Source organism: Bradyrhizobium sp. NBAIM18, from assembly GCF_020193825.1.
GTDB classification, from domain to species: domain Bacteria; phylum Pseudomonadota; class Alphaproteobacteria; order Rhizobiales; family Xanthobacteraceae; genus Bradyrhizobium; species Bradyrhizobium yuanmingense.
This window is the reverse complement of the sequence record NZ_JADYVO010000002.1, coordinates 95,190-108,818: the sequence shown is the minus strand read 5'-3', so window position 1 is coordinate 108,818 and position 13,629 is coordinate 95,190. Positions and strand designations below refer to the sequence as shown.

The following is a 13,629-nucleotide window of genomic DNA, read 5'->3' as shown; positions in this document are numbered from 1 at the left end:
CGGTTTGTTCCTCCCGGCCCAAAGGCCCTAGTTTGGCCACAGCGGACGCTTTATAGAAACCGGTAGAGGGTTCCGGAATCGGCGAGAACCTGTTCGGCAAGCGTCTTAAGTCCGGCCTCGATGTGATTGCGTAAGCCGGTGAATTCGCGACGTGAGGTTGGTGCCGTTTTGTGTGCCAAAGGGCTGATACTGGGCTGATCCAGAGTTTGAACGGATAAACAGATAATGCGCTTGCTGGTGCGGTTCATGGGCTTCCTGTTCGCCGCGGGAACAGTGGTGTTCCTTGTTGGCGTCGGGGCCGTGGCAGGCCTGATCTGGCATTTCTCCAAGGACTTGCCGGACTACTCTCAGCTTCAGGATTACGAGCCGCCGGTGATGACGCGTGTGCACGCGGTCGACGGTTCGCTGGTCGGCGAATACGCCAAGGAGCGGCGGTTGTATCTGCCGATCCAGGCGGTGCCGAAGCTCGTGATCAACGCGTTCCTCGCGGCCGAGGACAAGAATTTCTACGAGCATGGCGGCATCGACTACACCGGCATGGCGCGCGCAGGCCTGCTCTATCTGCAGAACTACGGCTCCAACCGCCGTCCGCAGGGTGCGTCCACGATCACGCAGCAGGTCGCCAAGAACTTCCTGCTCACCAACGAGGTCTCCTTCTCCCGCAAGATCAAGGAAGCCTTGCTGGCGATGCGCATCGAGAAGACCTATTCGAAGGACAAGATCCTCGAACTGTATCTCAACGAGATCTATCTCGGCCTCGGCGCCTACGGCATCGCGGCGGCCTCGCTGGTCTATTTCGACAAGTCGGTGAACGAGCTGACAGTGGCGGAAGCGTCCTATCTGGCGGCGCTGCCGAAGATGCCGGCGACACTGCATCCGGTCCGCAACCGCGACCGCGCCATCGAGCGCCGCAATTACGTGATCGACCGTCTCGTGGAAAACGGCTGGATCAAGCAGGCCGACGCCGACAAGTCGCGCAAGGAGCCGCTCGCCGTCACCAGCCGTTCCAACGGCGCCCACACCTTTGCCGGCGAATATTTCGCCGAGGAAGTCCGCCGCGACATTTTCGAGCGCTACGGCGAGAAGAAGCTCTACGAGGGCGGCCTGTCGGTTCGCACCACGCTCGATCCGAAGATCCAGGTCATGGCGCGCAAGGCCATGGTCGCCGGCCTCGTGAACTATGACGAGCAGCAGGGCTATCGCGGCGCCATCAGCAAACTCGACATTTCGGGCGACTGGGGCGTGAAGCTCGCCGAGATCAAGTCGCTGTCCGACATCTCGCCTTGGCGCATGGCGGTGGTGCTGGAGACCAGCGATCAGTCGGCACGGATCGGCTTTCAGCCTGGCCGTGAGCTCGGCGGCGCGGTGAGCAAGCAGCGCGAGACCGGCATCGTGACGGTCGACGGCGTGCGCTGGGCGCGGGCGCTGCAGGGCGGCACGAGAGGCAAGACGCCGACAGCGGTGTCGCAGGTGCTCCAGCCCGGCGACGTCATCTATGCCGATCCCCTCTACAAGGACGGCCACCCCGTCGAGGGCCAGTACCGGCTTCGCCAGATTCCGGAAGTCTCCGGCGCGATGGTGGCGATGGATCCCTGGACCGGCCGCGTGCTCGCGATGGTCGGCGGTTTCTCGTTCGACCAGAGCCAGTTCAATCGCGCCACGCAGGCCTACCGGCAGCCCGGTTCGTCGTTCAAGCCGATCGTCTATTCGGCCGCGCTCGACAACGGCTACACGCCCTCGACCGTCGTGCTCGACGCGCCCATCGAGATCGACCAGGGGCAGGGCGCCGGCGTGTGGCGGCCTGAAAACTTCTCCTCGGGCAAGTTCCAGGGACCGGTGACGCTGCGCAATGCGCTGCGGCAATCGCTCAACACCGTGACGGTGCGCCTCGCGCAGGACATCGGCATGCCCCTGATCGGCGAATATTCCCGCCGCTTCGGCGTCTATGACGAACTGCCGAACTATCTCTCCTACGCGCTCGGCGCCGGCGAGACCACGGCGATGCGCATGGTCACGGCGTACTCGATGCTCGCCAATGGCGGCCGCCGCGTGAAGCCGACGCTGATCGACCGCATCCAGGACCGTTACGGCCGCACCATCTTCAAGCACGACCAGCGCGAATGCCGCGGCTGCGACGCGCCGGGCGGCTGGAAGAACCAGCCCGAGCCGCAGCTGATCGACCGCCGCGAGCAGGTGCTGGATTCCATGACCGCCTATCAGATCACCGAGCTGATGGAGGGTGTGGTGCAGTCCGGTACGGCCACGGTGATCAAGGAGGTCGGCAAGCCCGTCGCCGGCAAGACCGGCACCACCAACGAGGCCAAGGACGCCTGGTTCGTCGGCTTCTCGCCGGACATCGCAGTCGCGGTCTACATGGGCTACGACAAGCCGCGCCCGCTCGGTAAGGGCAATGCCGCGACCGGCGGCCATCTCGCCGCTCCGATCGTGCGTGACTTCCTCAAGCTCGCGCTCGCCGACAAGCCCGCGGTCCCGTTCAAGGTGCCGGCCGGCATCAAGCTCGTGCGCGTCGTTGCCAAGACCGGCATGCGCGCCGGCCCCGGCGAGACCGGCGGAACCATCCTCGAAGCCTTCAAGCCCGGCACGGCGCCGCCGGACAATTATTCGGTGATCGGCGTTGCCGACGCCGACGGACGCGGCATGCCGGTGCAGCAGCAGCCGGATTCCGGCTTCCTCTTCCGGCCGGGCACTGGCGGGTTGTGGTAGGCCGCGGATAAGACCGGGCGATCACGGTTCAGGCGGTTGCGCTTTGCGGCCGCCGCCGCTACATCCCCTCTCAAACTGCACGCGGGATTCCGCAAGACAGAGAACGACATGCGCGCCGAAATCGAACGATTGGTAGAAGAGATCAAGCAGTCAGTCGGGCTGCTGAGGAGGCATCTTTGACGTCGAGAAATCGACGGCGCGCCTCGCTGAGCTGAACAAGCTCGCAGAAGATCCCAACCTCTGGAACGACCCCCAGAAAGCCCAGAAGCTGATGCAGGAGCGCACCTCGCTGGAGGATGCGCTCTCAGGCATCGGCAAGGTCGAGCAGGAGCTCGAAGACGACATCGGCATGATCGAGCTCGGCGAGGCCGAGGGCGATGACGGCGTCGTCGCGGAAGCCGAAGCTGCGCTGAAGAACCTGAAGAAGGAAGTGGCGCGGCGCGAGCTCGAGGCGCTGCTGTCGGGCGAAGCCGACCGCTTCGATTCCTATCTCGAAGTACATGCCGGCGCCGGCGGCACCGAGAGCCAGGACTGGGCGCAGATGCTTTTGCGCATGTACACGCGCTGGGCCGAGACTCACGGATTCAAGGTCGAGTACCTCGAAGAATCCGAGGGCGAAGAGGCCGGCATCAAGTCGGCGACCATCCAGGTGTCCGGGCACAACGCCTATGGCTGGCTGAAGACCGAAGCCGGCGTGCATCGCCTGGTGCGCATCTCGCCGTTCGATTCCAACGCGCGGCGGCACACGTCGTTCTCGAGCGTGCAGGTGTTCCCCGTCATCGACGACAGCATCAAGATCGACATCAAGGAATCCGACGTCCGCGTCGACACGATGCGCTCGGGCGGTGCCGGCGGCCAGCACGTCAACAAGACCGAATCCGCGGTGCGCCTGACGCATATCCCGACCGGGGTCGCCGTGGTCTGTCAGGCCGGCCGCTCCCAGCACAAGAACCGGGCGCAAGCCTGGGATATGCTGCGCGCGCGTCTGTACGAGATCGAGCTGAAGAAGCGCGAGGAGAAGGCGGCCGCCGACCAGGCCGCCAAGACCGACATCGGCTGGGGCCACCAGATCCGCTCCTACGTGCTGCAGCCCTATCAGATGGTGAAGGATCTGCGCACGGGCGTGCAGACCTCCGATACGTCGGGTGTGCTCAATGGCGAGCTCGACGAGTTCATGGCCGCGACGCTCGCGCAGCGCGCCTTCGGCACCACCGCCGGCGACGTTGAGGACGTGGACTAGCCATGTCCCGAATCGCCTTCATCGGGCTTGGGCGGATGGGCCATGGCATGGCCGGCCGCTATCTCGATGCCGGCTTCACGGTAACGATCTGGAATCGCAGCAAGGCAAAGGCCGAGGACCTGATCGCGCGCGGCGCGATTTGGGCGACCTCGCCGGAGGACGCCGCGATCGATGCCGACGCGGTCGTGACCATGGTCGCCGACGATGAGGCCTCGCGCGCGGTCTGGCTCGGGCCTGACGGCGCCGCCAAGACGGCGAAGGCGGGCACCATCGCGATCGAATGCTCCACTGTCTCCTATGACCACGCCCGCGAGATGGGCCGCGAGCTCAACGCGCGCGGGCTGATCTACATCGATTGCCCCGTGACGGGATTGCCGGACGCGGCGGCGGCCGGGCAGTTGACGCTCTTGGTTGGCGCCGACGCGGCCGATCTCGAGCGTGCGCGGCCCTATCTGACGCCGATCGGCTCGACCATCCGCCATTTCGGCGCGGTCGGCTCCGGCACTGTCTACAAGCTCATCAACAATCTCATGGGCGCGATCCAGATCGCCGGTGTCGCCGAGGGCCTTGCGATTGCCGAGCAGGCCGGGCTCGACATGAACCTGGTGCTGGAATCGATCCAGGCGGGCGTCGCCGCCAGCCCGCAGGTAGCGCGTCACTCCAAGCGCATGGTCGCCCGCGATTTCGGCGGCGCGACCTTCACCGCGGCGCTACGGCACAAGGATGCCGCCTACGCCGTGAAGCTCGCGGAAAGCCTGTTGGCCAACAAGCCGCTGGTCGCGCGCGCTGCGGTCGAGGCGTACGCGCAGGCGAAAGCGGTGATGCCGGACGATGATGAAGGCAGGATGATCGAGCTGGTGTCGCGGCCGAAGAAGCGGTAGAGCGGAAGTCTTCGACCATGAAAGGTGTTCGGCTTGTGACCCGACGCGGACTTGAAAGACCCCAATAAGCCGCAGTCACGAACCGCTGCGGTAGGACTCGACGGCGTGCAATCGAAGACTATCGCATCAAGTGGAAATCATGACGGACTGGCCAACGGCGGCCTCAGAAGTGCGCGAACGATGAGCGGGATACCAACCGCCAAAGGTATCAGCCAGTACATAAAATGAGGCAGCTCCTTCCAAAGCGGCAACTGCTTTCCATTGTCGACGTAAAAGGCAACCAGCATTAGGACATACGACAGGCCCATCCCCGCGATATGAAGCCTGACCCAGTTCCGCCATCGATGCCGGAGCGCTGAGCGCCCGAGCCAGGCGCAAGCGAACGACAACGCCCCGAGAATGAACAAGTGATAGTTTTCGTCCCAGCGCATAAGCGACAGGAACGTCGCGGAAGCGCTGAGCGCCAGCAGGCACCAGAAATAGTTCGTTCCGAACTTCGAATGGCGTCCGCGACGCTTCTCGCTTAGCATTGCGATCGCTCCGATCGCAACACAGGCGATACCCAATGGGATATGCACTCCGAGAACCACCGCGAGAAACACGGGATCGGTCGATGGAATTTCAATGCCCGCCACAATGGTTGTTTCACCGCCGGTCATGGCGCCACTTCCAGCTTGCAATTGACCATCGACTTCGCTGACGAGGACGGGCGTTTGACGGCAGATGCTGCGGCGGCGCACACGACGCAAAGCACACAGCAGCCAGCGAGGACGGCGGCATAGCTCCCCGTCCAATCGAGGGTTGCCGCGAAAGGCAGCGGCCCGAATGCGGCGCCGGAAATGCCGAAGACGAACGACACTCCCCTGATCGCGCCAAGATGGTCGCGCCCGAAATACTGCGCGTAGCCGGCGGCGTTGATAGCTTGCTGCGAGCCGTACGCTCCGCCCAGACTCAGCGCATACAGCACGCTGACGGCGATTCCACTTCCAAACGCCGGGAGAGCTGACGCCAGCGCAAGCATGAACATCGCAAGCGGGACCAGGTGCCGGGGTTCATACCGATCCACCAGAAATCCGGTGCCGAGCGTAGCAACGGCCTGAACGCCGGCAAGCAGCGATAGCAACAGCAACGCGTCGCCGTATGCGATCCCGGCCGTCTGCATGATTGAAAAGTGATTGAGCAAGAGCGCGGTGCCGATGGCGTTGGTCAGAAAGCCTGTAGCGCAGAGCAGCCAGAAGACGCCGGTACGCAGCGCTTGCTCGCGTGTAAACGATGGCTCGTCCCGTAGCTCTTTTGCGGCAGGCGCCAACCCGGCGTCCGTGCTGAGGCCGAACTTTTCCGGCTGATCACGAAACAGCGCGGCAGCGACCGGCAGAATGGTGAGGGCGACAAGACCGGCAACGGCAAGATAGGCGCCCCGCCAGCCGTAGTGCGAGATGAATCCATCGAACAGCTTCGGGAAGACCAAAGAACCGGCCGCGAGCCCGAGACTTGCTGCCGCAGCGGCAATCCCCCGCCGACGTACAAACCACAGATTGACGACCTGCTGGCTGACAAGGCTAAGGCCGCCGATCGCGGTGCCACGCAACAGCGCGAAGCCCACGAGCAGCATCACTGCGGATTGAACGGTCGCCATGAAAACGCAGGCCAGGGCGAGGCCACCGGCGATTATGGTCGCCGTCAGGCGAGGCCCACGCCGGTCGATCCAGCGGCCGATCACGGGCGCAGGCAGAATCCCTGCTAGCGTTCCAACTGCATAAGCGATCGAGGCCGAAGTGCGCGAGATGCCGAGATCGGCAGTGATCGGATCGAAGAAAACCGAGACACCTGCCGTCTGGCCGGGCAGTGTCATGAACGAGCCGAAAGTGCCCGCACCCAGTATGATCCAGCCATAGTGGACAGCCGAAGACCGTGGGCCCACCGCCAACATGCGATTCAACTCGCCCGGCGCGTCGCCGCGGCCCGCAAATCACTCTCAAACCCTTCGCAGCAATGCTCGCGCAAGAACTCCATGATCGCGTCCATGCGATCGTACTGAGCGCGACAGATTACCGTGCGCCCGATTTTTTCTTGGGCGACGAGGCCAGCGCCAACCAGCCCGCGCAGATGAAAGGCGAGCGTGGAGGCCGGCACGTCGAGACGGGTCTGGATATCGGTGATGTTGAGACCCGGCGGTCCGGCCCGAACCAGAAGCCGATAGATGTCTAGTCGCGTCAAATTGCCCAACTCGGCTAGGCAGCGCGCGGCGAGCTTGCGATTCATCACTTGCACTTATCGCAAGTTCGGACGAGATACAACTACAATCCTAGTTTTATAGTTGTTCTTGACAGTATGAAATACCAACGAAACCAATCGAGCAGATGCAGCTGATGCGGTTCAACGGGCAGGCGTGGGAGCTGTTCGGCGACTTCATCACCGGCGAGGTCGGCCACGAACGCAGCCAGTAAGTGGGCAGCGCGCGAGCCTAACCCGCGCTGAGCCGCACGCCGGCGCGCAGGAATTTCTGTGGATCGACCGCTTCGCCTTCGATGCGTGTCTCATAGTGCAGGTGCGGACCGGTGGAGCGGCCGGTCGAGCCGACGAGGCCGATGACCTGGCCGATCTTTACGACCTCGCCGACCCTGACGTTGATCTCGGAGAGATGGCCGTAGCGGGTCGAAAGCCCGTTGCCGTGGTCCACCTCGACCATGCGGCCATAGCCGCCGGACCAGCCGGCGGAAACCACCTTGCCGTAGGCGGTGACGCGGACGGGGTCACCGCTGGCGGCACGGAAATCGAGGCCGGTGTGCATTGCGGGCCGACCCAGGAAAGGATCGCTGCGCACGCCGAAGCCGGACGTGAACTCGACCTCGCCGATGACAGGCTTGCGATACGGCACCAGCGCCAGCGTGCGGTTGAGACGGTCCATCTCGGCGCGCGTGGTGTGGATGCGGTGGAGCTGCTTCTCGAACGGTCCGGCATTCGCCGTCAACTTGACGGGGACGAACGGTCCGCCCATCGCACTGCGCGGCACGGCGGCTTCGAGATGGGAAAGGTTCAGGCCGAGGTCGCTGACCACGCTGCGCATCCGGCGCATGCGCGAATCCATGCTTTCCTCGACGGCGTTGAGCGCCGCCATCTGGCGCCGCTCGACCTGATCAAGCGAGGTCGTGAGCCGGACCAGCACGTTGTCGAAACCCTGGTTCTTGGCGAACTTGTTGGTCGGCGCTGCCAATACGCTCGGCGCGCGCGATTCGAGGCGCGCTTCGCGATCCGGCGGCGCCACGAAGATCACGGTGTCGCTGATCGGCGACGGTTTTGGCGTGGTCGGACTCGCATCACTCCGCTGCGGGGCGGCGCGGGGAATCGAGCCGGTCACGTCGGGCATGGCGCCAAGCGCCGTGGCCCTGGATTCCAGCGCCGTCTGACGCTTCATGATCTGGTCGAGCTTCTGGTCGAACTGTTCCTGGTCGAGCAATTGACGGCTGGTGGTGCGATCGATCTTGGCGCGCAGCTCCGCGATGCGGTCCTCATAGGCGTATTGCATCTCGGCCTGGCGGGCGATCAGCCGGGTCAGGACGTCGTCACGGAACGCGAAATAGGTGGCGGTGGCGGCCGACCACAGCCCGAGCAGCACCACGGTGCCGACCACGATCCAGAACACCACGGGCCCGAAGCGGACCTGCTTGCCGGCATGCACGATGGTGTAGGCATCGTCGGTGGCGGGCAGGGGAATCGCGGTCACCGCCGCCGGGGCACCCAGAGGGCGCCGGAAGGCTCGTCCGTGATCGTGAGGATGATGTTGGGGGTACTGCGAGTATTGGGCAGAACTTTTCGACATCGGCACTCCCGCGCCGGTCGGATGGGTTCCTTGCGGCTCAATTGCCGCCGCAATCTGGGCCGCGCATGGTTAATTTTCCGCAAATGGGAACGCTCGAATTTAAAGGATTGGTTAAAGGCTCCTTGCCGCTTCCAGCACCTCGTCGGCATGGCCGTCGACCCGGACATTGCGCCAGATCCGCGCCACCTTACCGTCGGCCCCGACCAGGATTGTGGTGCGAAGAATCCCCAGGAAGCTCTTGCCGTACATGGACTTTTCGCCCCAGGCCCCATACGCCTCCAGCATCTCATGCGTCTCGTCCGAGATGAGGGGGACGCCGAGCTTGTGCTTGTCGCGAAACTTCTCCTGGGCCCTTAACGGATCGGCGGAGATGCCGATCACGGCGGTGCCGGCGGCAGCGAAGGCGTCGGCGAGGCGCGTGAAGTCGATCGCCTCCCGCGTGCAGCCGGGGGTGTCGGCTCGGGGGTAGAAGAACAGGACGAGCTTTCGGCCGGCATAGTCGGCGAGCGTGACCACGTCGCCGCCATCGCGCGGCAGGCGGAAGGCCGGGGCCTTTTGGCCCTCGGCCAAGCCGGACTTCAAGCCCGACTTGGCGGCAGCCGGAGAGGAGGCGGATTTGGAGGATTTTAACTGTTTCGATGCGGCCTTATGTGATCCTGCTTTTGCTATGGTCGCAGCTGATTTGCGTGCCGGTGTCCGCTGCGTTTTCGCGGATCTTGTTTGAGTCGATGCCCGCGTTTTTGCGGACTTCTTTTCAGCGGTCGGACTGCCGGAGGGCGTTTTGGACGATTTCTTTCGGGATTTCTTGGACATACGCCTTCCTTTCGACGCTTTCGGCAGGTCAACCGAAGCGGTATTGCAGCTCGTGTCCGGCGAGCCGGAATCGTGCCCTCGGCTGGGCAAGTCTGGCGACGCCGGAGTATGGTTACAAGGAATTCCACGCACCACCCCACTGCTCGTTGAACGCGCTCCCGGGGCGAAATGACGAACAGCAGGAATATTCGAGGTATGGCGGCAGTGCCGGCGCAGGGAGCGTCACTTCCCGCGAACGGCTGCGGTCCCGGCGGCGCTCAATCCTATGACGGGCGCCTGTATCGAGAGGCAATGGCAAGGAATACGTCGCCCCAGGACTACAACCGGGATTTTGATCGGCGCGGCGGCCAATTCGAGCCGCAGGAATGGGACGACGCCGACTGGGATCCGGATCAGGAAGCGGCTGCGCGCAATCGCGCACGCCGGTTGCTGGCGCGTTCCGGTTCGGGCTTTCTTCGCTTCGGTGGTGGATTTGGCGCGCTGCGCCGCTGGACGGGTGGGGGACGTTGGCTGAAGCGCCTGGCGGTGGCCGTCGCCACCGTCATCGTCATTTTCATCGGCTGTTTCGGTGCGCTGTGGTGGCGGCTCGGTGCCGGTCCCATCAGTCTGGACATCGCAACGCCGTGGCTCGCAGCCGCGATCGAGGACAATATCGGCCACGGCAACACCGTTGAGGTCGGCGGCACTCAGATCGAGCGGGCCGGCCGGGTCCGCGTCGCCGTCCGCATCCGAGACATCATCGTTCGCGACCGCGATCACGCCATCGTCGCCAGCGCGCCGAAGGCCGAGGTGAGGCTGTCGGGTGCGGCCCTCCTGATGGGGCACCTGCGTGCCGAGAGTCTCAACCTGGTCGATGCCGAGCTCGCCATCCGCATTGCGCCCGACGGCACCGTAACCGTGTCCGCCGGCGACACCGCAAAGCCGCTCGCGACCGGTGTCGCGTCCAAGAAGGACGCGGGCCTGCCGCCGACATTCCCGCGCAGCGGTGTCCCCCCGCCGCCATTCGCGACCGCGCCTGCGAGCCCGGACGCATCGCAGGCCGCACCGCAGGCGACCGCGCAGAGCGGCATCCTTCAGGGCCTCGACTGGCTCGACAGCCTGAGCATGACGGGCCTCGACGGTCAGAACCTCAACGAGATCGGTCTGAAGAACGGCGTCCTGATCGTCGACGATCAGCAGCGCGGCAGCAAATGGTCGTTCGAGAACATCACGCTCAGCCTGAGGCGGCCGAGCCGCGGCGGCGTCGCGCTCAGCCTCGGCGAGCAGGGCGCGCGTCCGTGGATGCTGCGCGCCACGATCGGACCGGCCGAGAACGGCGTGCGCTCGGTCGACATCAAGGCGGACAAGGTCTCGACCTCCAACATCCTGCTGGCGCTGCGGGTGAAGGACCTCACCTACACCGCCGACCTGCCGCTGACGGGCGAGCTCAAGGGCGAGCTCGGCCGCGACGGCGTGCCGACTTTCTTCCGCGGCAAGATCGCGGCCGGCGCCGGCAATATCATCGATACCGACACGCCCGACTACCCGATGGCAATCGACTCGGCCGAGATCAACGTCGAGTGGGATGCGAACCGGCGAGTGCTGGTCGCGCCGTTCAAGGTTCTCTCCGGCGCGAACCGCCTGACGCTGCTGGCCCATCTCGAGCCACCCAACGGCAACATCAACGACTGGCAGCTCGGCTTCAGCGGCGGTTCGATCCTGCTCGGCGGCATCGACAACGAGCCGCCGCTCGTCTTCAACCGCATCGCGATCGGCTTCCGCTTCGACACCGACCACAAGCGCATCCTGCTGACACAGGCCGACGTCTCCAACGGCGAGATCGGCGTCGCCGGCACCGGCGCCATCGACTATTCGGGCGAGCCGCGGCTCACCCTCGGCTTTGCGGGCACGCCGATGTCGGCCTCCGCCTTGAAGCGGATGTGGCCGACGCTGATCGTCCCCGAATTGCGTGAATGGGTGATCGAACGGATCGAGCGCGGCACGCTCCAGCGCATCGAGATCGGCGTCAACTCGCCGACCAGGAACCTGCCGCGCAAGGGCCCGCCCATTCCGGACGACGGCCTGTCGGTCAACATCGTGGCGAGCGGCGTTGCGGTCCGGCCCGTGGACGGCATGCCGGTGGTGCGCGATGCCGACCTGAAGGCACGCGTGACCGGGCGGACCGCGACCGTCAACATCGGGCAGGGCGTTGCTGATACGCCCGCGGGCCGCAAGGTCACGATCTCCGACTTCGTGTTCGAGGTGCCCGACATGGCGCCCAAGCCGTCGCCGTCGCGGAGCAGATTCCGTGTGGAAGGGCCGGTGCCCGCGGCCGCTGAAATGCTCGCCAACGATCGGCTGAGCGACCTGTCGGCGACCGTCGTCGATCCCAACACCAGCAAGGGAACGTTCTCGGCGAACATCCAGCTCGGAATGCCGGTCAAGGGCGAGCTGACCAAGGCCGACACCACCTACGTCGTCACCGCCGACCTCAACGGCTTTGCCGCCGACAAGCTGGTGATGAACCAGAAGCTGGAAGCCAATAACCTCAAGATATCAGCCAACAACCAGGGCTATCAGGTCAAGGGCGACGTCAAGATCAACGGCCAGGCGGCCTCGCTCGACTATCGCAAGCCGGCCGAGGGCGACGCGGACGTCAGATTGCAGGCGACGCTGGACGATGCCAGCCGCGCGCGGCTCGGCTTCGACCTCAGCCCCGCGGTCAGCGGATCGCTGCCGATCAGGCTGTCGGGCAAGATCGCGGGCGGCGCGGAACAGACCACGAGGCTCGGCGTCGAAGCCGATCTGACCGCCGTCAGGCTCGACAACATCCTGCCCGGCTGGGTCAAGCTGCCGGGCAAGTCCGGCAAGGCCAGCTTCAAGGTGGTGCCGACGGCGCAATCGACGCGTTTCGAGGACATCGTCATCGAAGGCGGCGGCGCCTCGATCAAGGGCTCGCTCGAGCTCGACGCGAACAGCGATCTCGTGAACGCGAACTTCCCGACCTACGCGCCGTCCGACGGCGACAAGGCCTCGCTCAGGGTGGAGCGCAGCCAGGACGGTGTGCTGCGCGGCACCATGCGTGGCGACGTGTTCGACGGCCGCGGCTTCCTGAAGTCGGCGATCTCAGGCAATTCCAAGGACGACAAGAACAAGCTGAAGAACGTCGATTTCGACATCGACGTGAAGCTCGGTGCCGTCGCCGGCTTCAACGGCGAGGCCATGCGCAGCCTCGATGCCAAGATGTCGAAGCGCAATGGGGCTATCAAGGCGTTCACGCTGAGCGGCAAGATCGGCCGCGACACGCCTGTCGCTGCCGACCTGCGCGGCGGCCGTGCCCAGGGCAACCGCGAGGTGATCTACCTGCAGACGAACGACGCCGGCGCGCTGCTGCGCTTCACCGACACCTACACCAAGGCGGTCGGCGGCCAGATGGTGGTGGCAATGGAGCCGCCGTCTGCCGAGCCGAACGTCGCGCGCGAGGGCCTGATCAATGTCCGCGACTTCACCGTGAAGGGCGAGGCGCAGCTCGAACGCGTTGCCGCCGGCGCGCCGAACGGGACCGGGAATGGCGTCTCCTTCAGCGCACTTCGCGCCGAGTTCACGCGGCAGAACGGTGCGCTCACGGTCCGTGACGGCGTGGTCAAGGGGCCGATGATCGGTGCCACCATCGAGGGCTCGATCGACTATCCCGGCAACCAGGTCTGCATGAGCGGCACCTTCGTGCCGATGTACGGCGTCAACAACATCTTCGGCCAGATTCCGCTGTTCGGCATCTTCCTCGGTGGCGGCAACAATGAGGGGCTGATCGGCGTGACCTACGAGGTCGTCGGCACGCCAGCCGCGCCCGTGATGCGCGTCAATCCGATCTCGGCGATGGCGCCGGGCCTGTTCCGCAAGATCTTCGAGTTCAACACCGGCAAGCAGAACTCGCCGTTCGAGGAATTCCCATCGCATTCGAACGACGGCTCGACCGGATCGACGCGCCAGCTGTCGAGCGGTTGCACCCTCGCGCGGCGGTAATCCCCACATTCCCAGGTGTGCTCGTCATGCCCGGGCTTGTCCAGGCTTGTCCCGGGCATCCACGTTCTTCGTGCGGCGCGGCCAAAAACGTGGATGGCCGGGACAAGCCCGGCCATGACGAATGTGGCGATGCTTTCGCGCCAAACGTT

General features: G+C 64.9%; 9 protein-coding genes. 4 read left to right on the top strand and 5 right to left on the bottom strand.

The window, feature by feature from the left end:
• The first annotated feature begins 225 nt into the window (after window positions 1-225).
• The 3 genes from I6F17_RS04460 to I6F17_RS04450 all read left to right on the top strand — a co-directional run bounded on the left by I6F17_RS04460 (window position 226) and on the right by I6F17_RS04450 (window position 4,845).
• Window positions 226-2,724 carry a penicillin-binding protein 1A gene (locus I6F17_RS04460; RefSeq protein WP_225130935.1) on the top strand — a complete coding sequence of 833 codons (2,499 nt, stop codon included), beginning with the start codon at window positions 226-228 and terminating at the stop codon, window positions 2,722-2,724.
• Window positions 2,725-2,832: 108 nt separating this feature from the next.
• A protein-coding gene (gene prfB, locus I6F17_RS04455; protein WP_100213427.1) for a peptide chain release factor 2 occupies window positions 2,833-3,964 on the top strand; the annotation gives its coding sequence in 2 pieces (ribosomal slippage) (window positions 2,833-2,901 and window positions 2,903-3,964; 1,131 coding nt in all).
• A 2-nt stretch (window positions 3,965-3,966) separates the two neighbouring features.
• Window positions 3,967-4,845, top strand: coding sequence for an NAD(P)-dependent oxidoreductase (locus I6F17_RS04450; RefSeq protein ID WP_225130936.1), 879 nt, complete (start codon window positions 3,967-3,969; stop codon window positions 4,843-4,845).
• 137 nt (window positions 4,846-4,982) lie between these two features.
• On the opposite strand, the gene I6F17_RS04445 is transcribed toward I6F17_RS04450, so the two are convergent.
• The 5 genes from I6F17_RS04445 to I6F17_RS04425 form a co-directional block, all read right to left on the bottom strand.
• A complete protein-coding gene (locus I6F17_RS04445; RefSeq protein ID WP_225130937.1) occupies window positions 4,983-5,504 on the bottom strand; it encodes a hypothetical protein in 522 nt (173 codons plus the stop codon).
• Window positions 5,501-6,697: an MFS transporter gene (locus tag I6F17_RS04440; protein WP_225190404.1), complete on the bottom strand. Its 1,197-nt coding sequence runs from the start codon at window positions 6,695-6,697 to the stop codon at window positions 5,501-5,503. The genes I6F17_RS04445 and I6F17_RS04440 overlap by 4 nt, the downstream gene beginning before the upstream one ends.
• Window positions 6,698-6,780: 83 nt before the next feature.
• Window positions 6,781-7,107 carry a helix-turn-helix domain-containing protein gene (locus I6F17_RS04435; protein ID WP_225130939.1) on the bottom strand — a complete coding sequence of 109 codons (327 nt, stop codon included), beginning with the start codon at window positions 7,105-7,107 and terminating at the stop codon, window positions 6,781-6,783.
• A gap of 202 nt (window positions 7,108-7,309) precedes the next feature.
• Complete coding sequence (locus tag I6F17_RS04430; RefSeq protein ID WP_193375036.1) at window positions 7,310-8,665, bottom strand: M23 family metallopeptidase; 1,356 nt, start codon at window positions 8,663-8,665, stop codon at window positions 7,310-7,312.
• Between the two features lie 111 nt (window positions 8,666-8,776).
• Window positions 8,777-9,478: a peroxiredoxin gene (locus tag I6F17_RS04425; RefSeq protein WP_081493633.1), complete on the bottom strand. Its 702-nt coding sequence runs from the start codon at window positions 9,476-9,478 to the stop codon at window positions 8,777-8,779.
• Window positions 9,479-9,673: 195 nt separating this feature from the next.
• On the opposite strand from I6F17_RS04425, the gene I6F17_RS04420 reads away from it, so the two are divergent.
• Window positions 9,674-13,480 (top strand): DUF3971 domain-containing protein, encoded by a 3,807-nt coding sequence (locus tag I6F17_RS04420; protein ID WP_225130940.1) that lies wholly within the window; start codon window positions 9,674-9,676, stop codon window positions 13,478-13,480.
• Window positions 13,481-13,629: the final 149 nt, after the last annotated feature.

What these genes read in the sequence shown, in the direction of transcription:
- I6F17_RS04450 (WP_225130936.1), top strand. Translation starts at nt 3,967, where the DNA reads ATGTCCCGAATCGCCTTCATCGGGCTTGGGCGGATGGGCCATGGCATG.
- I6F17_RS04440 (WP_225190404.1), bottom strand. Translation starts at nt 6,697, where the DNA reads ATGACACTGCCCGGCCAGACGGCAGGTGTCTCGGTTTTCTTCGATCCG.
- I6F17_RS04420 (WP_225130940.1), top strand. Translation starts at nt 9,674, where the DNA reads ATGGCGGCAGTGCCGGCGCAGGGAGCGTCACTTCCCGCGAACGGCTGC.
- I6F17_RS04425 (WP_081493633.1), bottom strand. Translation starts at nt 9,478, where the DNA reads ATGTCCAAGAAATCCCGAAAGAAATCGTCCAAAACGCCCTCCGGCAGT.
- I6F17_RS04430 (WP_193375036.1), bottom strand. Translation starts at nt 8,665, where the DNA reads ATGTCGAAAAGTTCTGCCCAATACTCGCAGTACCCCCAACATCATCCT.
- I6F17_RS04445 (WP_225130937.1), bottom strand. Translation starts at nt 5,504, where the DNA reads ATGACCGGCGGTGAAACAACCATTGTGGCGGGCATTGAAATTCCATCG.
- I6F17_RS04460 (WP_225130935.1), top strand. Translation starts at nt 226, where the DNA reads ATGCGCTTGCTGGTGCGGTTCATGGGCTTCCTGTTCGCCGCGGGAACA.
- I6F17_RS04435 (WP_225130939.1), bottom strand. Translation starts at nt 7,107, where the DNA reads ATGAATCGCAAGCTCGCCGCGCGCTGCCTAGCCGAGTTGGGCAATTTG.